General features: G+C 74.6%; 18 protein-coding genes. 10 read left to right on the plus strand and 8 right to left on the minus strand.

What is annotated here, in order from left to right; translation table 11 throughout:
• Window positions 1-4: 4 nt before the first annotated feature.
• From ACH5A8_RS31345 to ACH5A8_RS31355, 3 genes are read left to right on the plus strand one after another with little or no spacing between them, the layout of a single operon-like run.
• Window positions 5-535 carry a 2Fe-2S iron-sulfur cluster-binding protein gene (locus ACH5A8_RS31345; protein WP_399007373.1) on the plus strand — a complete coding sequence of 177 codons (531 nt, stop codon included), beginning with the start codon at window positions 5-7 and terminating at the stop codon, window positions 533-535.
• The gene (locus tag ACH5A8_RS31350; RefSeq protein ID WP_399007374.1) at window positions 532-1,524 is read left to right on the plus strand and encodes an FAD binding domain-containing protein; all 993 of its coding nucleotides are present in this window, start codon (window positions 532-534) and stop codon (window positions 1,522-1,524) included. Before ACH5A8_RS31345 ends, ACH5A8_RS31350 begins: the two co-directional genes overlap by 4 nt.
• Before the next feature lie 60 nt (window positions 1,525-1,584).
• Window positions 1,585-3,684 (plus strand): xanthine dehydrogenase family protein molybdopterin-binding subunit, encoded by a 2,100-nt coding sequence (locus ACH5A8_RS31355; RefSeq protein ID WP_399007375.1) that lies wholly within the window; start codon window positions 1,585-1,587, stop codon window positions 3,682-3,684.
• Between the two features lie 73 nt (window positions 3,685-3,757).
• Here ACH5A8_RS31355 and ACH5A8_RS31360 read toward each other — a convergent pair whose 3' ends face one another.
• Entirely contained in the window at window positions 3,758-5,065 is a 1,308-nt protein-coding gene (locus tag ACH5A8_RS31360) for a hypothetical protein (protein ID WP_399007376.1), read from the minus strand.
• 182 nt (window positions 5,066-5,247) lie between these two features.
• Here ACH5A8_RS31360 and ACH5A8_RS31365 point away from each other — a divergent pair, with 182 nt between their 5' ends.
• The 3 genes from ACH5A8_RS31365 (at window position 5,248) to tgmB (ending at window position 6,901) form a co-directional block, all read left to right on the plus strand.
• Window positions 5,248-5,589: a YkvA family protein gene (locus tag ACH5A8_RS31365; RefSeq protein ID WP_399007377.1), complete on the plus strand. Its 342-nt coding sequence runs from the start codon at window positions 5,248-5,250 to the stop codon at window positions 5,587-5,589.
• A gap of 121 nt (window positions 5,590-5,710) precedes the next feature.
• The gene (gene tgmA, locus ACH5A8_RS31370) at window positions 5,711-5,902 is read left to right on the plus strand and encodes a putative ATP-grasp-modified RiPP (RefSeq protein ID WP_399007378.1); all 192 of its coding nucleotides are present in this window, start codon (window positions 5,711-5,713) and stop codon (window positions 5,900-5,902) included.
• A gap of 15 nt (window positions 5,903-5,917) precedes the next feature.
• A complete protein-coding gene (tgmB, locus tag ACH5A8_RS31375; RefSeq protein ID WP_399007379.1) occupies window positions 5,918-6,901 on the plus strand; it encodes an ATP-grasp ribosomal peptide maturase in 984 nt (327 codons plus the stop codon).
• A gap of 128 nt (window positions 6,902-7,029) precedes the next feature.
• On the opposite strand, the gene ACH5A8_RS31380 is transcribed toward tgmB, so the two are convergent.
• The 3 genes from ACH5A8_RS31380 to ACH5A8_RS31390 form a co-directional block, all read right to left on the minus strand.
• Window positions 7,030-7,287, minus strand: coding sequence for a DUF5133 domain-containing protein (locus tag ACH5A8_RS31380; protein ID WP_399007380.1), 258 nt, complete (start codon window positions 7,285-7,287; stop codon window positions 7,030-7,032).
• 150 nt (window positions 7,288-7,437) lie between these two features.
• Window positions 7,438-7,683 (minus strand): WhiB family transcriptional regulator, encoded by a 246-nt coding sequence (locus ACH5A8_RS31385; protein ID WP_399007381.1) that lies wholly within the window; start codon window positions 7,681-7,683, stop codon window positions 7,438-7,440.
• Between the two features lie 671 nt (window positions 7,684-8,354).
• Window positions 8,355-8,900 (minus strand): hypothetical protein, encoded by a 546-nt coding sequence (locus ACH5A8_RS31390; protein ID WP_399007382.1) that lies wholly within the window; start codon window positions 8,898-8,900, stop codon window positions 8,355-8,357.
• Between the two features lie 515 nt (window positions 8,901-9,415).
• Between ACH5A8_RS31390 and ACH5A8_RS31395 the strand changes: the two genes are divergently transcribed.
• A complete protein-coding gene (locus tag ACH5A8_RS31395) occupies window positions 9,416-9,646 on the plus strand; it encodes a DUF397 domain-containing protein (RefSeq protein ID WP_399007383.1) in 231 nt (76 codons plus the stop codon).
• A 132-nt stretch (window positions 9,647-9,778) separates the two neighbouring features.
• The gene (locus ACH5A8_RS31400; RefSeq protein WP_399007384.1) at window positions 9,779-10,699 is read left to right on the plus strand and encodes a helix-turn-helix domain-containing protein; all 921 of its coding nucleotides are present in this window, start codon (window positions 9,779-9,781) and stop codon (window positions 10,697-10,699) included.
• A 94-nt stretch (window positions 10,700-10,793) separates the two neighbouring features.
• Here ACH5A8_RS31400 and ACH5A8_RS31405 read toward each other — a convergent pair whose 3' ends face one another.
• Entirely contained in the window at window positions 10,794-11,612 is an 819-nt protein-coding gene (locus ACH5A8_RS31405) for an SAM-dependent methyltransferase (RefSeq protein WP_399007385.1), read from the minus strand.
• Between the two features lie 221 nt (window positions 11,613-11,833).
• On the opposite strand from ACH5A8_RS31405, the gene ACH5A8_RS31410 reads away from it, so the two are divergent.
• A complete protein-coding gene (locus ACH5A8_RS31410; protein WP_399007386.1) occupies window positions 11,834-12,052 on the plus strand; it encodes a hypothetical protein in 219 nt (72 codons plus the stop codon).
• Window positions 12,053-12,158: 106 nt separating this feature from the next.
• Here the strand turns inward: ACH5A8_RS31410 and ACH5A8_RS31415 are convergent, their stop codons facing one another.
• Window positions 12,159-12,437 carry a GlsB/YeaQ/YmgE family stress response membrane protein gene (locus ACH5A8_RS31415; RefSeq protein WP_399007387.1) on the minus strand — a complete coding sequence of 93 codons (279 nt, stop codon included), beginning with the start codon at window positions 12,435-12,437 and terminating at the stop codon, window positions 12,159-12,161.
• Between the two features lie 230 nt (window positions 12,438-12,667).
• Here ACH5A8_RS31415 and ACH5A8_RS31420 point away from each other — a divergent pair, with 230 nt between their 5' ends.
• Complete coding sequence (locus tag ACH5A8_RS31420) at window positions 12,668-13,780, plus strand: PP2C family protein-serine/threonine phosphatase (protein ID WP_399007388.1); 1,113 nt, start codon at window positions 12,668-12,670, stop codon at window positions 13,778-13,780.
• Between the two features lie 255 nt (window positions 13,781-14,035).
• On the opposite strand, the gene ACH5A8_RS31425 is transcribed toward ACH5A8_RS31420, so the two are convergent.
• Window positions 14,036-15,406: an MFS transporter gene (locus ACH5A8_RS31425; protein WP_399007408.1), complete on the minus strand. Its 1,371-nt coding sequence runs from the start codon at window positions 15,404-15,406 to the stop codon at window positions 14,036-14,038.
• A gap of 571 nt (window positions 15,407-15,977) precedes the next feature.
• Window positions 15,978-17,453, minus strand: coding sequence for a helix-turn-helix domain-containing protein (locus ACH5A8_RS31430; protein WP_399007389.1), 1,476 nt, complete (start codon window positions 17,451-17,453; stop codon window positions 15,978-15,980).
• Window positions 17,454-17,681 lie beyond the last annotated feature (228 nt).

Genomic DNA, 17,681 nt, shown 5'->3' on the forward strand with positions numbered 1-17,681 from the left:
CGCCATGGGCAGTGAAACTCACCGTTCCGCAACGACACTCCGGGTCAACGGCAAACCCCACACGCTCGTCCTGGACAACCGGCGCGTCCTGCTGGACGTGCTGCGCGACGATCTGGACCTCACCGGGGCCAAGAAGGGCTGCGACCACGGCCAGTGCGGCGCGTGCACGGTCCTGGTCGACGGGCGCCGGCTCAACAGCTGCCTGCAGCTCGCCGTCGCCCTGGACGGCTGCGAGGTGACCACGGTCGAAGGCCTGGCGGGCGACGGCGAGGAGCTGCACCCACTGCAGAAGGCCTTCCTGGAGCGGGACGCCTTCCAGTGCGGCTACTGCACGCCGGGCCAGATCTGCTCGGCCGTGGGAGCGCTCGCGGAGGCCGCCGCCGGGCATCCCTCGCACGTCACCGACCCCGCCGCGCCGTCCGGCCGGCCCGTCCCGCTGGACCCGGACGAGATCCGCGAGCGGCTCAGCGGCAACCTGTGCCGCTGCGGCGCGTATCCGCGCATCGTCGAGGCCGTCGAGGACGTGGCCCGGTGAACCCGCTGGGATACGTCCGCGCCACCACCGTCGAGGAGGCCGCCGAGGCCTGCGCCGCGCACCCCGGCGCCCGCTACCTCGGCGGCGGCACCAACCTCGTGGACCTGATGAAACTGGGCGTGGAAGAGCCCACCCTGCTCGTGGACGTCAACCGGCTGCCGCTGGACACGGTGGAGGAGCTGCCGGACGGTTCGCTGCGGGTGGGCGCCCTGGTCCGCAACAGCGACCTCGCGGCGCACCCCCTGGTCCGCGACCGCTACCCGGCGCTGTCGCAGGCGCTGCTCGCGGGCGCCTCCGGCCAGCTGCGCAACGCGGCCACGACCGGCGGCAACCTGCTCCAGCGCACCCGCTGCACGTACTTCCAGGACCTGTCCAAGCCCTGCAACAAGCGGGAGCCCGGCAGCGGCTGCGGCGCCCGGGAGGGCGTGCACCGCGACCACGCGGTCCTCGGGTACTCCGAGCAGTGCATCGCCACCCACCCCTCGGACATGGCCGTCGCCCTGGCCGCCCTGGGCGCGACGGTGGAGCTGTACGGCGAGCGGGGCGCCCGCGGCGTCCCGGCGGACGAGTTCCACCGGCTGCCCGGGGACCGTCCGGAGCGGGACACCGAGATCCTGCCCGGCGAGCTGATCACCGGCGTGGTCCTCCCGGCGGCCTCCGCCGGACTGCCCTCGGCCTACCGCAAGGCCCGCGACCGGGCGTCGTACGCGTTCGCCCTGGCCTCGGTCGCGGTGGTGCTGCGGGTGTCGGACGGCACGGTCGAGCACGTCGGCCTCGCCTTCGGCGCGCTGGCCCACCGGCCCTGGCGGGCGAGGGAGGCCGAGCGGGCGCTGCTGGGCGGCCCCGCCGACCCGGCCGCTTTCGGACACGCCGTCGATCTGGAACTCGCCGCGGCCCGGCCGCTGCGCGACAACGCCTACAAGGTGCCTCTCGCCCGCAACCTCGCCGTGGACGTCCTGACCCGGCTCGCGGCGGACGCCGGAGCCTGATACCGGAACGCCCGCGTCCGCCTTGCCGCCGGCCCGAACCGTCATGTCACAGGAGGACTCATGGTCGCCACCGCCACCGCGCTGGGCGCCCCCGCCGAGCGCCGCGAGGGGCGCCTGAAGGTCACCGGCGTCGCGCGCTACGCCGCCGAGCACCCGCTGCCGGACCGGGCGCAGGCCTGGCCGGTGCCGGCCGCCGTCGCCCGGGGCCGGGTGACGGCGGTCGACACCACCGCGGCCCTGGCCGTGCCGGGCGTGCTCGCCGTGCTCACCCACGAGAACGCCCCCCGGCTCACCGAGCCCGAGGACCCCGTGCTGGCCGTCCTGCAGAACCCGGACGTGCCGCACCGGGGCTGGTTCGTCGCCCTCGTCGTGGCGGACTCCCTGGAGACCGCGCGCGCCGCCGCGGCGCAGGTCCGGATCGAGTACGCCGAGGAGCCGCACGACGTCACGCTGACGCCGGACCACCCGGACGCCTACGAGCCGGAGACCGCCAACGGCGGCTTCCCGGGCCGCCGCGAGCACGGGCATCCCGACAGCTCCTTCGGCGCCGCCGACGTCCGTGTGGACGTCGCCTACCGCGTCCCGCCGCTGCACAACCACCCCATGGAGCCGCACACCAGTACGGCTCGGTGGGAGGCGGACCGTCTGACGGTGTACACCTCCAGCCAGGGCGGCAGCGATGTGCGCGACACCCTCGCCGCGCTGTTCGAACTGCCCGCGGAGCGGATCACGGTCGTCTCCGAGCACGTCGGCGGCGGTTTCGGTTCCAAGGGGACCGCGCGCCCGGACGTGGTGCTCGCCGTGATGGCCGCGCGGGAGACCGGCCGCCCCGTCACCGTGGCCCTCCCCCGCCGCTGCCTGCCCGCCGTGGTCGGGCACCGCGCGCCCACCCTGCACCGGCTGCGGCTGGGCGCCGGGTCCGACGGCCGTCTGACGTCCCTGACCCACGAGGTCCTCACGCACACCTCGCGCATCAAGGAGTTCGTGGAGCAGGCGGCGGTCCCGGCCCGCGTCATGTACGCCGTGCCGAACAGCCTCACCGCCCACCGGGTGGCCCGCCTCGACGTGCCCACCCCCTCCTGGATGCGGGCGCCGGGCGAGTGTCCCGGCATGTACGCGCTGGAGTCGGCCATGGACGAGCTGGCCACCGCGCTCGGTATGGACCCGGTCGAGCTGCGCGTCGTCAACGAGCCGGAGCGGGAGCCGGACAGCGGGAAGCCGTTCAGCAGCCGGCACCTCGTGGAATGCCTGCGGGAGGGGGCGCGGCGGTTCGGCTGGGCGCGGCGCGATCCGCGGCCCCGGTCCCGTCCGGAGGGCCGCCTGCTCGTCGGCACGGGGGTGGCCGCGGCCACCTACCCGGTGCTGGTGCAGCCCTCCACCGCCCAGGCGCGGACGCTGCCGGACGGCACCTTCGAGGTGCGGGTCAACGCCACCGACATCGGCACCGGGGCGCGTACCGTGCTGGCCCAGGTGGCGGCGGACGCGCTCGGCGTGCCGCTGGAGCGGGTGCGCGCCGAGGTGGGCAACAGCGACCTGCCGGCCGCGTCGCTGGCCGGCGGTTCCTCCGGGACGGCGTCGTGGGGCTGGGCCGTGCACGAGGCGTGCACCCGGCTGGCGGCGCGGCTCGCCGACCACGCCGGACCGCCGCCCGGCGCCGGGCTCAGCGCCCGCGCGGACACGGCGGGCCAGGCCGACGCGGAGAGTTCCTACGCGCGCCACGCGTTCGGGGCGCACTTCGCCGAGGTGGCCGTGGACACCGTGACCGGCGAGGTGCGGGTGCGCCGGATGCTGGGCGTCTTCGCCGCGGGACGGATCCTCAACGCCCGTACCGCGCGGTCCCAGTTCGTCGGCGGCATGATCATGGGTCTCGGCATGGCGCTGACCGAGGGCAGCACGATGGACGCCGTGTTCGGCGACTTCGTCGAGTCGGACCTGGCGTCGTACCACGTGCCCGCGCACGCCGACGTGCCGGCCGTCGAGGCGCACTGGATCGACGAGGTGGACACCCACCTGAACCCGATGGGGAGCAAGGGGATCGGCGAGATCGGCATCGTGGGCAGCGCCGCCGCCGTCGGCAACGCCGTCCACCACGCCACCGGCGTGCGCTTCAGGGAACTGCCGCTGACGCCGGACAAGGTGCTCGAAGGTCTGGCCGGCTGACGTACGTCCGCCCCGGCCGGCCGACGGTGCGTCCGTCGGCCGGCCGGGGCGGGTCGTGCGCGGTCCGCCGTGTTCAGTCGCAGCCCCGGGGCTCCGGGTGCCGCTCGGCGACGTGGACCATCAGGAGCAGGGAGAGCGCGGCGAGCGAGGCCAGCGAGGCGCACACCGCGGTGAGGCCGGCGCTCGTCGGCGGGGCGACCGTGATCGACAGCGCGTGGGACAATTCCCGCGGCGCGAACCGTCCTTCGACGTAACCGAGGCCCGCCAGCACCGCCGGCACGACCGATCCGGCGACCAGTGCGGCCACCCCGGCCCGCAGGACCAGCGCGACGGCCAGGGACCCGCACAGCGCGGACGCGGCGAGGGCGAGGCCGTAGACGAGCGGGGGCGCGCCCTCGTGGCGCAGCGGGAAGTGGGCGGCGGCGCACACCACCAACGCGGCGGCGGCGACCCAGCCGGGCCAGAAGACGAGCCGCGCGGCCCTCCCGCCGGACCCGGCGGCGCCGCAGGACGGCTCACCCGCCTCCTCCGGCGTGGCCTCCTCCAGCGTCCCGGCCGGGCCGCCGGGGCCGTCCTGGCCGAAGCGGTCGTCGCACGCGTCCGTACCGGCGCGGCCGTCGGAGCCGGACGCCCGGGCATGCCCGCCGAAGCCGGCCGTGCCGGAGTGCCCGCCGGGGCCGACGCAGGTGTGCTCGCCGGAAGCGGCCGCGGCCCCGGCGGACCCGTCGGGCGGCGTCGTGGCGCGGGCCCGCTCGTCGAGGGCGGTCGCGGCGGCGTGTCCGCCGGGGACGGGCGGGCCGGTCATCGGCTCCTCGCCCGGGGGGTACGGTTCCCGCCGGTGCGGGTGCGGCCCGCCGGGCCGGTACGGGTCCCGTGCCAGCCGTCCGATCAGCTCCACGAGGTCGTCGGCGCTGCGGGCGCCGAGGGCCGCGCGGGCGGCCGTGCGGCCGCAGTGCGGCCGCTGCGGCGCCCGGTGCAGCAACGCGACCAGACGGGTGACGTCCTCGACCGAGCGGTGCTCGACGGCGGCGCGGATCGTGTCGTCGGCGCGGTCGGCGGGGCCCGGCGGCCGGGTCAGCTCGGCGACCAGGCGGGCCACGTCCTCCACGGGGCGTTCCAGGGCGGCCGCGCGCAGGACCGGTCCGGCGGCCCGCGCGTACTGCGGGGACTGCTCCAGGAGGGTGACGAGCCGGAGGACGTCCTCGATCGGCCGGTCGCCCGCGGCGGCCCGCAGCGGGCCGGGACCGGGGGCCGGATCGCCGTCCGCCTGCTCGCCGTCCCCGCCGCCCGCCGGTTCACCGGGCGTGCCGGCCCAGGGGACCTCGTCGGTGAGGGCGATGACGGACTGGTTCGGCTGGGTTGGTGAAGAGCGGGTGGTCATCTGGGCTCCAGGGCAGGGATGCGGCCGCTCCTGCGCCCCCGAAGTGCGGCACGCGACTTACCCTGACCATTACTAGGGCGGGCCGTGCCGCACCGCCACCCGGACGGGGTGCGGGAGTGACCGGCCGAGGGGCGGCAAGAAGCAGGGGGACGGAAGCCGTACGGACGACAAGGGGGCGGGTCTTGGACTCCACCTCGAAGGTGCTCCTCCTCGCCGCCGTCCTGGCGGCCCTCGTGCTCGCCGTGGCCGCGGCGCTGCTGGTGCGGCTGGTGCGCGCCCGGCGGGACCTGCGGCGCGCCGGGCTGCCGACCGGGCCGCGCTGGGTGTTCTGGGGGGCCGTCCTCTATTTCGTCCTGCCGTTCGACGTGTTGCCCGACCCGGTGTACCTGGACGACATCGGCGTCCTGCTCCTGGCGCTGCGCACGCTGCACGGCGCCGTCGGCCACGAGGCGACGCCGCCCGTGCGCCGGCCGGGCCGCTTCGGGATCCGAAGGCAGCACCGGGCCGATGACTACGCTCCGTAAGGAAACCATTCACCCGTTCGATTCGTATAAGTCTCGGGAACCCGAAACAAAGTCAGCGGGCCAAGCGACGCCGCAAGGACGACCACCGCTTGATCGCGGCTGCACCGACAGGGGAGAGACGATGCAACCGTTCGCGCTCAACTACGCACGGCCGACCGTGGAGAGCGAGGCCGTGCTCCCGTACGTCTACGACTCCGGACTGCAGTTGAACGTGCTCCTGGACGGGCGGATCGCCGCCTCGGACGCCGCGCTGCTCAGGGAACTGGGCACCACGACCTCCACGGCGGGTTCCAAGACTCACTTCGACGACTGAACACGGCCGGCGACGATGACCGTACTGATCCTCACCGGCGAGGAGGACGTGACGGCGGACATGGTGGTGGTCCACCTGAACGCCGCATCGGTGCCCGTGGTCCGGCTCGACCCGGCCGACCTGACCGCGGGCGTCGCCCTGTCGGGCGAGTACGTGCACGGCTCCTTCCGCGGCCACCTGTCCGCCGGGGGGCGGCTGGTGGGCGTCGACGGCCTGCGTTCCGTCTGGGTGCGCAGGCCCGGAGCGCCGGCGTCCCGGGCGGCACGGCCCTCGGCCTGGCTCACCGAGGAGGCCGCACAGGCCCTCTACGGCATGCTGCGCGGCGCGGACGCGCGCTGGATGAACCATCCCGACGCGGCGCAGCGGGCCCGGCACAAGCCCTGGCAGCTGCGGCTCGCCCAGCGTTGCGGGCTGCCGGTGCCCGCCACGATCGTGACCACGTTCCCGCAGGCCGCCCGGGACTTCGCGGCGCGCTTCCCGGACCTGGTGGTCAAACCGGTCTCCGGCGCGCATCCGCAGGAGCCGCCGCGGGCCGTCCCCACCAGCAGGGTCGCGCCGGACACGGACTTCGGCGCGGTGGCCTACGGCCCCACGCTGCTGCAACGGCGGGTCGCCAAGCGGGCGGACATCCGTCTGACGGTGGTGGGCGAGACGCTGCTGGCCGCCCGCAAGGAGACTTCGGCGGACGCCGATCCCGACGAGGTGGACGTGCGCTTCGCCTCCTCCACCACACCGTGGCTGCCGGCCGAGGTCCCGCCTCGGGTGGCCACGTCGGTGCACGCCTATCTACGGGCCGCCGAACTGGCTTACGGCGCTTTCGACTTCGCGGAGGACGCCGACGGGACCTGGTGGTTCCTGGAATGCAACCAGTCGGGGCAGTTCGGATTCGTCGAGGTGGAGACGGGGCTGCCGGTGGCCCGCACCATCGCCGAGTGGCTCGCCCGGCCCGTGCCGCGGGAGCCCGGGTGCACGGACGAGCGGCGCGTCACGGCGCCCTGAACCGTGCGACGTTGCGACGGCCGGGCGGGGCGACGTCCGTGGCCGGAAGCGGGGCCCTCGGCCGGCCGTCGCCCCGGCACGCGGTGCCAACGCCGCCGTCAAACCGCCCCGCCGCCCGGCCCGTGGGTTCAGACCGCCAGCGACAGTCCGTTGTCGCCGTCGGCGTCCGCGGCGGCGCCCGCCGTGCGGCCGGCCGCGAGGAGCAGCGCGTCGGCCCGGGCGATGGCGTCATGGACGCTGGTGGCGCCCATCATGACGCACAGCGTGTAACTGACGTCCTCCAGCTCCCGGGCCGTCTCGGCCCGCTCCCTCTCCGCCTGAGCGATCTTCAGCGATGCGTACCGAGTCAGCAACGTCCTGACGACCTTCGGGTCCGGTACCAGCACGGAGCGCCCCTCTCTCGAATTTTTTCTGCGTATGCCCCAGGCACGCCGTGCCATGCACGCCGACCGCCCCACGGCAGGTGATTGACCGGTTTCAGTCGGTTTCCGGTGGGTCCGTAGCGGTTCCGCGCCGAAGCTCGCGCACGCCGGCCGTCACCGGCGGGTGCCGCCGGAGCCGCTGGGCGCCGCGGCGCGGCGCTCCCTTGCCGTCATCCCGCCCCAGACGCCGTCGTACTCACTGTTGCGCAGGGCGAACGCCCGGCACTCGCGCAGCACGGGGCACCGCAGACACACGGCACGGGCCCGCTCTATCTGGCGCAGCGACAGCACACCCTCCCCCAGCGGGAAGAACAGTTCCGGATCCTCCGACCGGCACGCGCCGCGCTCGCGCCAGTTCACGGCCGCCTCCCGGCCGCGACGGACACGGGCACCGCCCGGGAGGCGTGGACCGTCGCGGGACGGTGCCGCCCGCCGGGCTGGATTCGCTGGGTGACGCTCACCGGAACCTCCGCTGAACACTCGGCCGCACATGCCCGGGCAGCCCCCGTGCGCGGCGACAGGGCGCCGCACGACCCGGCAGAGGTATCCGCAATATAGGTGCTTTTCGGGCCTTCGGCCAAGATTGGACGTACGGCGCGCAGGGCGAGGACCGCAGAACACGGCGTCAGAGGCCGCCCGCGACGGACGGCTTCCGCCGGCCAAGGGGTCCTGGCAGTGAAATCTTCGTACGCGTGGCCGTATTCGTACGGTTCGGTCACCGCCGCCCGGGCCGCACCCCGGCGCGGTCCCGGCGGCGGTGGCCGCCCTCTCTGCAGCGACGCCTGCGGCGGTGCCGCTCCCGTCGGCGCGGGACGGGCACCATGCCGCCCTCTTCCGCCTCGCGACGCTCCCCCACTGCCTGAACGGCCTGGGGCGCCACCACCCGACCCCGCCTGCCGCCCCGGCCGAACTCAGACGAAAGGCCCTGAGGGCTGTCCCGAAGGGGCCGGAAGGCCATGCGGGCTGTCCCGAAGGGGCCGGAAGGCCATGCGGGCTGTCCCGAAGGGGCCGGAAGGCCATGCGGGTCCGGCTCATTCGGCGAGCGCGTCGGCCAGTTCGGTCGTGGCGCGTGCGAGTTCTCCGTCAGGCTCCGCCATCAGCGTGCGCAGGGCGCCGCGCCGGGCACGGACCGCCTGACGGGCCCGGCACTCCCACACCGCCGGGTTCTCACGGTGATTGAGGAGTTTGGGGTAGACCGCGGCGACGGACTCCCACTGCCGGGCGTCGGCGATGCTCTTGAGCAGCTGGATGATCTGCGGCCGACAGGTGACGTGCGGCAGCTGGGCGAGTTCCCACAGGAACGGGACGGTGGCGGCGGTCGCCTGCTCGACGACGAAGCCGTACTGGCAGACGCGCCTGCGCAGTTCCTCCAGCGCGGCCCGGGCGGAGGCGGCGTCGCCGCGGGCCACACGGCGCAGCAGCTGCGGGATGGCGGCGGCCGAGCCGGTGGAGTCCCTGATGTCGCTCCAGGGCACCTGTCCCAGCGCCGCGAGGGGCGCGCCGGCGCTCGCGCCGGTCGATGGGGTCGCGCGGTCGGTGCGCTGTGTGCTCGGCTGCTCCGTCGGTGCGGTGGGCATGGCGTCGGGCCTTTCCGCGGCGGTCATATGGGGGGACGGCGATTCAGTGGGGCGGGCGACGGGGCCGGATGCGATCCTGCGGTCCGCCGTACGGAGCCGGCGGGCGCCTTCCGCATCCGACGGGGTGCGGGGCGGAGCGGGGTGACGCGTGTGCCGCGGTCCCGGCGGGCGGGCCGCCGGATCCGTCCGCCCGCGGCGGAGCCGGCCCGACCGCGCCGGGTGGCGGGTGCGACGGCTTCGCCGATGAGAGCACGGCATCTCCCTGCTGACCTGATGCGATGTCATCGTGCTGCGCCTACCGAGGGGTTGACGCCCTCGCTATTATCCACCCTGTCAGCGTCCACGTGCAATTGCACGCGAAATTTCTCGTGAAAGTGCGCGGAATCAGCCACGGACCGGTCGGGCGCGGGCGGACCGGGGCACGAGGCCGGGCGGCCTCACGACGGGCAGGGTTCCTCGTCCGGATCAGGCCTGATCCGGACGAGGAACCCTCAGGGAACAGCAAGGAGAGTGCGGTGCCACCAGTGCGCAACGGAGTGCGGGCCAGTTCGTTGGACGCCCGCTGGATCAAGAGCAGGCACAGCAACGCCGAAGGCAACTGCGTGGAGGTCGCGACCCTGGCCGGCGGAGACATCGCGGTCCGCAACTCCCGCGACCCGGACGGCCCCGCGCTGGTCTACACCCCGGCGGAGGTGGCCGCGTTCCTGGCGGGCGCCAAGGACGGTGAGTTCGACCACCTGCTGTGAGGCGGCCGGCGGCCCGCCCCCGGCCGCCGTGAAGCGGAGGAGAATGTGCCGACTTCAACCAACAGGTGCCCGTCATCGGGAGGCTGTGCGATAGTCTGGGCCTCAAGTCTGCCGGTCCACTGGGGAGTCAGGATGTCCGCCGAGTCGCATCGCCTCTCCCGCCTCGAACCCTATCTCGACCGTTCGGAGCCGGCTCCGACGCTGCTGAAGATGCTGGTCGGAGTCCAGCTGGCCGGCTTCCGCGAGGACGCCGGCATGTCGCAGGAGCAGGCGGCGCGCGAACTCGGTTTCAGCGCCGCCAAGTTGTCGCGCATGGAGTCGGGCAAGGGCCGCCGTCCCCCGGCGGAGGGCGACGTCCAGGCACTGCTGCGACTGTACGGCACCGACGAGTACGAGACCTCGGTCCTGCTCAGGCTGCTGCGGCGCGCGGGCGAGCCCGGCTGGCGGCAGCGCTACGACAAGCGGCTGATGCCCGAGTGGTTCGACCGGCTGGTCGGGCTGCAGGAGGCGGCCGCCGCGATCCGCACCTTCGAGATCCAGTACGTCCCCGGACTCCTGCAGACCCCCGCCTACACCCGGGCGGTGGTGGAGCGCGGCCTGCCGGCCGCCACCGCCGGCGAGGTGCAGCGACGCGTCGAACTGCGCACGCGGCGCACGAAGTTGCTCGACCGGACGGACGCCCCGCAGCTGTGGGCGGTCGTCGACGAGTCGGTGCTGCTGCGGGTGCTGGGCAGCCGCGAGGTGATGCGGGAGCAGCTCGCCCGGCTGATCGAGATGGCCCAGCGTTCCAACGTGACCGTGCAGATCGTGCCGTTGGACGCGACGATGGCGTCCGCGCCCGCCATACCGGTCACCTATCTGCGCTTCGGCGGACTCGATCTGCCGGACGTCGTCTACCTGGAGCACATCAGGAGCGCCAACTTCCTGGAGGACCGGGACGAGACGGAGGAGTACCGGATCGCCCTGGACCGGCTGGCCGACGAGGCGCTGACGCCCACCGAGTCCCTGGCGCTGCTGCGCAGGACCATGGAGGAGCGCTACCCGGCGTCCTGAGCCAGGGCCCTGGGCGCGCCCCGGAGCGTCCCCCGGCGGGAGGGATCACCGTCGGCGGCCCTCGGGGGCGTGGCGGTCGCCATGGCCCGAAACGTCACCGGAGCAGTCCCACGCCCCCGAACTCCACCCACTCATGGGTGAGCTGGCGCGGTGCGACCTCGGTGTCGGGACGCCAGGTGGACACCTCCACCAGCCCCGGGTCCAGGAGCTCGAGGCCCTCGAACCACTCGGCGACGTCCTTCTCCTGCCGGACCCGGCCCCAGTGTCCCTCGGTGGCCCGGGCCATGAAGTCGGTGACGAAGTCACGCACTTCGGCTTCCTCGCTGACCAGCTGGCACATCAGCATGACGCTGCCGGGCGCGAGCCGCGCGCGGACCCGCTCGACCACGGCGAGCGGTCCGTCGGTGTCGCTGTCCGGGATGCAGTGGAACACCGAGTTGAACAGCACGGCCACCGGCTGCGAGAAGTCGATCAGCCGCTGGGTGTCCGGGTGCCCGAGGATCTCGTCGGTCTGCCGCATGTCGGCGTGGATGACCGCCGTGCGCTCGTCCTGCTGCAGCAGGGCCCGTCCGTGGACCAGCACCATGGGGTCGTTGTCCACGTAGACCACGTGGGTGTCCGGGGCGATGCGCTGGGCGACCTGGTGGACGTTGTCCTGGGTGGGCAGGCCGGAGCCGTGGTCGAGGAACTGCCGTATGCCGAATTCCTGGGTGAGCGTCCGGACGGCGCGCTGGAGGAAGCGCCGGTTGTTCAGGGCGAGCCGGCGGGTGCTGGGGACGACCTTGTCGAGTTCCTCGCACGCGGCGCGGTCGGCGGCGTAGTTGTCCTTGCCGCCCAGATAATGGTCGTACATGCGTGCGGCGGTCGGCACATTCTGGTCGATGGTCCTGGACAACTGGTTCTCCGCTGGCATCTTTCCCCCAGATTAGCCGAATCCACCGCGCCGACCACGGGCGGTTCCGATTGAGATTACATCCTATGGAACCTGCTTTTGCCCGAACCAGACCATAAGCAGCGGCAGTTGGCGGCTTCACGCCGGACGGCCACGATCGACACCGATTCTCCACTTTCCCGGGCCCATCAACGGCGCGGTTCGGAGCACCCGCCGTCCGAGTCGGACAAGGGGGCGTCGTGGTGATCGTCGCTGTTCTGCTGCTGCCGCTCGTCTCCGTGCTGCTTCTGGTCATGGACCGCATCGAGGAGCGCGTGTTCGAGCCCGCCCAGGAGCGGGGCCGGCACGCCGGCCGCCGCAGGCATCTGCGGCTGGTCCCGGGCGGCCGCCGGGCCGCCGGGGCGGGCCCGGGGCGCACGGAGGCCCCGAAGAACCCGCCGAAGGAGCGGCGGGCCGCCTGAGCCGCCGACGGTGGACACGGCATGCGGCCGGGCCGACGAACACGGCCCGGCCGCATGCCGTGAGGGGCGCCCGGAACGGGCGCCCCTCACGGCATGTTCATGTCACTCAGGCGTGGCGGTGGGAACTGCGGTTGCCCGTGACGAGGCGGTACAGCACGAGGAGGATCAGCGAGCCGACGATCGCCGCGATCCAGGTGGAGAGATCGAAGAAGCCGTCGATCGAGTCGACGCCGAATATCACCTTGCCCAGCCAGCCGCCGAGAAGTCCGCCCACGATGCCGATCAGCATCGTGACGATGATGCCGCCCGGGTCCTTGCCCGGAAGGAGCAGCTTGGCGATGGCGCCGGCGAGCAGACCGATCAGGATCCAGGCGATGATGCCCACTTTTCCTCCACAATCCATCGGAAGTATGTGCCTTTACCGGATGCGCGCATCGGGCGACGGTAAACCCTTCGTCCGCGAGTCCGGTCGAAGGGCGGGCCGTTCCGCCCCGCCCCGGCGGAGCCGGGCCGACCGTGATCGCACCCCGCCCGGGGCGCCGGATCGCGAGAGGCGGACTGCGGCGGCGCGTGCCCGGCGTGCGGGACGGGGGACGTCGTAGCAGCGTGGTGGGTGTGCTGAAGCTGCCTGTCCTGGTGCCGCGCCGGGATCCGCACCGGCGGGGCTGGCTGCGGGGCGCTCCGCCGCCCCGCTGGGTGCGGGTGCTGCCGGTCTTGCTGGTCGCCGCCGTGTGCGTGGCGACGCTGCTCAGCCCCGACCGGCTCGACATCGGCTTCCTGCTGGGCGCCATCCCGCCGCTGGCCGTGCTGTCGTACGGGCCGATCGCGACCGCGCTGCTGGGCTGTGTCGTGGTGGTTTTGCTGAGCGTGCCGGTCTTCGGACTGGACCATCCGGGCAATACGGATCTGGAGACGGTCGCTTTCGTGGCCGTGCTGAGCGTGTTCCTGTCCTTCGTGCGCAGTCGCCGCGACGAGCAGCTGGACCTCGAGCGCACGGTCGCCGAGGCCGCGCAGCGGGCCGTCGTCCCGCCGCTGCCCGAGCGGGTCGGTCCGGTGCGCTGCGCGGGCCTGTACCGGGCCGCGCAGCGCGGGACGCTGGTCGGCGGGGACTTCTTCGACGTGCGTCAGGGGCCACGGGGCGTACGGGCGGTCATGGGCGACGTCCAGGGGCACGGGCTGGCAGCGGTGTCCACGGTCGCCGCGTTGCTGGGCAGCTTCCGGGAGGCGGTGCTCGACCGCCCGGACCTGACGGCGGTCGCGGACGCCCTGGACCGACGGCTCGTGGTGGACTCGGCGGAGGTGCGGCACGCGGAGCTGTTCGCGACGGCGGTGCTGCTGGAGTTCTCCGGCGACGCCCGGTCGGTGCGGCTGGTGACGTGCGGCCATCCGCCCCCGATCCTGCTGCGCGACGGGACGGCCACGGAGATCGAGGTCGCGCCGTGGACCCCGCTGGGTCTCGGCCTCTGCGACGGCGTTCCGCACCAGGACGGGCACATCGTGCCGCTGCTCCCCGGTGACGTGCTGTTCCTGGCCTCCGACGGCGTCACCGAGGCCCGCGGCCCCGACGGGCGGTTCTATCCCCTGCTGGACCGGCTGCCGGGCCTCGCCGACCGCGACCCCGCCGTCCTGTCCGAGCTCGTCCTGGCCGACCTCCTCGCGCACTGCGGGGTCGTCCGCGACGACGTGACGATGCTCGTCCTGACGCCGTGTCCGTCCGACGGCCGCTGACCACCGGACGCGGCCTGCCGGGGCCGGCCGGTCCGGTCCCGTCGGCCGGCCTCCCGCCCGTGGTAGCCGGAACACGCGCGAGCGGCCGGGACGGCGGGTGCCGTCCCGGCCGCTCGGGCGGGCGGCGCGGTACGCCCGGGTGGTGCCGGTGGTGCGTACGCGCGGGTGGTGCAGGCGGTGCGGTTCGCGGTGGTGACGCAGGCGGTGCGGGGGTCGTGCGGGCGGTGCTGGACGCGCCGGGGTGAGCGGCGCGGATCAGGCCACCGGGACGCACCCCGCGGCGCAGAGCTCGCCGTGCCCGGGGGTCCGGCAGGCGGCGGGTGCGGCGGGCGCCTCGCGGCCGCCGGACAACGGCGCGTAGGTCACGGTGACCGGCTCCGGCAGGCCCGTGCCCCTGCCCTCGTCCACGACGGGGGCGCGGCGTGTGCGGCGGTCGTGCAGGACGGCGCCGGCGGTGATCGAGCCGGCGATGAGGACGCCGCCGGCCACCAGGGCGCCCCGGGCGCCCGCCGTCTGCATCAGCAGGCCCAGCAGCGGAGGGCCGACCAGACTCCAGCCGGTGCCGGCCGTGCGCCACACCCCGAGGACGCGGCCCCGCAGGTGCGGCGGCGGGTCGGTCTGCAGGACCGTCGTCCCCGCGGTGTCGGAGACGGACTCCACCACGGCCATCGGCGCGACGAGCAGCAGCAGGACCCACACGCTCGGGGAGAGTCCGGCGGCGATCTGCAGCACGGCCCCGGTGGCGGCGAGGGCGCCGACCATGCGCACGGACGGGCTGCGCAGACGGCCGGCCAGCACCGCGCCGGCCACACCGCCCACGGCCAGGACGGTCGACACCGTCCCGAAGGCCCCCGCCGCGCCGCCCAGCGGTCCGGTGACCAGTACGGCGAGGGTCAGGCCGTAGTTGCGGCCGAAGACGCTGCTGATCGCGGTGATGCCCGCCAGGGCGACCAGCCGCGGGCGGCGCAGGAAGAAGCCGAGGCCCTCGCGCGCCCCGGTGCCCCGTCGGGCGGGCGCCGGGCCCGCGGTCCGCGGCGCCGGCCGCCTGGGGGCCGCGGCCGGCGTCTGCGGTGCTGCGGCGGGATGCGGACGCAGGAAGGGGATCACCGCGGCGACGGCCAGGAAGGACAGTCCGTTGGCCGCGTACGCCGCTCCGGGCCCCCACCAGCTGACCACCACGCCGGCCAGGGCGGTGCCGCCCACCCGGCCGGCACCGCTCACGACCGAGCCCAGCGCGATCGAGGAGGGCACGTCCTTCGGCGGTACGAGGTCGTTGCCGAGCAGGGCGCAGGCGGGCGCGTCGACGGTGGCGATCAGGCCGGTGACGGCGGCGAGCCCCATGAGGACCGGCACCGTCAGGTGGCCGGTCGCGACCAGTGCGGCGGTGAGGAGGCCGACGAGGGCGAGAAGGACCTGGCTGACCGTGGCGGTGAGCCGGCGCGGCCAGGCGTCGACGACGGCGCCGCCGAGGACACCGAGCAGCAGACCGGGCGCGGCCTGCACGGACAGTGACAGTCCGGTCGCGGCGGCGGAGCCGGTGAGATGGAGCATCAGCAGGTTCTGGGCGGTCAGCTGCATCCAGGTGCCCGCGTTGGACACCATGTTGGCGGCCGACCACCAGCGCATGCCGGTGTGGCGCAGCGCCCGCCACGGGGCGCGGTCCTCCCCCGTCGCCGGCCGGCGGCCGGGACGGCGGGGCGAGGGCAGGACGACGCGGCGCGCCGCGGTCGCGGGCAGGACGGGGGAGGCAGAGGTGGGAGAAGCCACGAAAGGTCGCTTTGCGTGAGGGGCCGGACGACGTGCCGTGCTGTACCGCCAGGGGCGGCTCGACGGTGAGACGTGGCCGGGCACAGCGGCTGCCCATCTTCACAGAAGCCCCGGTCCGGTGGGTGCGCGCGCCCTCCGCCCGCTCGCCGCGTCCGCCCCAACCGGCCCGCGCCACAAGGGATTCGGACGTCCGGTGGTGTTCCTCACAGGAAGGCGCGGTCGCGGCCGGTCACCGTGGCGCTGTGACGCGCGCCTCCGTGCCGTGTGGGGGCCGGACCGGTCCCCCGTTCCGGTCCAGCCTCCCCGCGCGGTCCGCGGAGCGGCCCGCGGCCCGTCGAACCTATGCGCCCGGCCGGGCCGTCGGTACCGCGCCGATGCCCTTTCGGGCAGCCGGAGGACTCACCCGTGCACAGGTGAGTCCGCAATGCCCTCATTCATGTCCGCCGAGGGCGGGCGGTGCCAGGTCGCCCACGCACAGATGGGCCAGGACCACTTCGTACAGGTCGCTGCCGACGGTGAGGAGCCGGCGTTCCAGGACGGGCTCCACGCTCCGGACGTGTTCGCGTACGGTCTGCGCGTGGACGCCGAGGAGGTGGGCGGCGCGTTCGGCGTTGCCGCCGGCGGCGATCCAGGCGCGGAGTGTGCCGCGCACGTCCCGGGTGTCGACGGCCAGGCGTCCGAGCAGCTCGTGCGCCCAGGTGCGCAGCGCCGGGCCGTTCAGCAGGTCGCCGAGGCGTACGGCGCCGGCGACCGGCGCTGCAGGGGTGGCCGGCGCGGGGCCGAGGGCCGCCTCGGTGTTGAGGGCCAGGTGGACGGCGGCCCGCACGCTCAGGTGGGAGAAGTCCGTGCCGAGGAGTCTTTCGACCCGCTCCATCCGGGCGCGGACGGTGTTGCGGCTCACGCCGAGGACCCGGGCGACGCTGACCGCGGTGAACTCCAGGCCGAGCCGTGTGGTGGCGACCAGTTCGGCGCGGATGTGGTGGGGCAAGGTGTCCAGCGGGCGCAGCAGCAGGCCTGACCAGACGCGCAGCACCTCGGGGTCCATGAGGCGCTCGGGGTGGGTGCGCTCGGCGTACACGGCGGTGCCGTCCGGGCGGACCCGGGCGAGTACGAGGGCGCTGACCGCCTGCCCGTAGGCCGTGGCGGTCTGCGCGAGGGTGTGCCTGGTGCTGCCGCCGAGGAAGGTGTGCGGGCGCTCGCCGACCAGCGAGCGCAGCGCTCCGCCGGCGGTCTCGGCGGGGGCGACCACGATCACGTGGCCGTCGACGGCGGGGCAGCGGACGACCAGGGCCTGCCGGTCGGTGGCGGCCAGGCATTCGGCGGTGAGCCGGTCGCGTTCGTCGGGGTGGGTCTCCACGACGTAGACGGTGGCGGTGTCCGTGTCGAGCAGGCCCGGCCACAGGCCCGCGGCCACCCGGCGGGCCGAGACGGTGTCCTCCACCATCAGCAGTTGCAGGATGGCGAGCCGCAGCGCGGACGCGGCCTGTTCGAGCCGTCGTCCGGCCGCGCGGGTCTCGTGCGCCCGCAGCAGCAGGTCGATCACGCCCGCGGTGCGGCCGAGCATCTCGGCGGCCTGCCGGTCGAAGGGGGTGGCGCGGGCGACGGCCAGGATGCCGGCCGGGGGCGCGTGGGGGCGGCCCACGCGCACGGCGTGGACGTGCCGGTCCTGGTCCTGGAGCGCCGCGGAGGCGAGCCGGCCGGCGAGCAGACCGTCGAGCAGGCCGTCGGCCAGGGGCACGGGGTCTCCGGCGAGGAGGGCGCCGGCGCCGTCCAGCAGACAGGCCGTGCCGTGCGCGGCGTCGGCGAGCCAGGCCACGACCTTGCGCACGTCCCGCCCTGCCGGCCGCAGCTGGTCGAGGAGTTCCTCGGCCCAGGTCGCCGGCCGGTCCTCCCCGCCGTGCGCCAAGACGGCCCCATCCTCTCGGCCGGCCATGTCGGCCCTCTCCTCTCGCTCCCTGGGCACCGCACTGACCTCGGTGTTTCCCGTCGGGGACGTTATCAGTGGCGCTAGCGGCCGTCCTGGGCCGGGGACATGGTCGCGCGGCCCGGCGGCTGAGGAGGGGTGGCGGCTTCGCCGGCGGGTCACGGGGGGAGGTGAGCGGCCGGCGAAGCCGCGCGTCCGGGGCCGGGGGGA

This window comes from Streptomyces sp. NPDC018610, from assembly GCF_044391765.1.
In the GTDB taxonomy this organism is placed as follows: domain Bacteria; phylum Actinomycetota; class Actinomycetes; order Streptomycetales; family Streptomycetaceae; genus Streptomyces.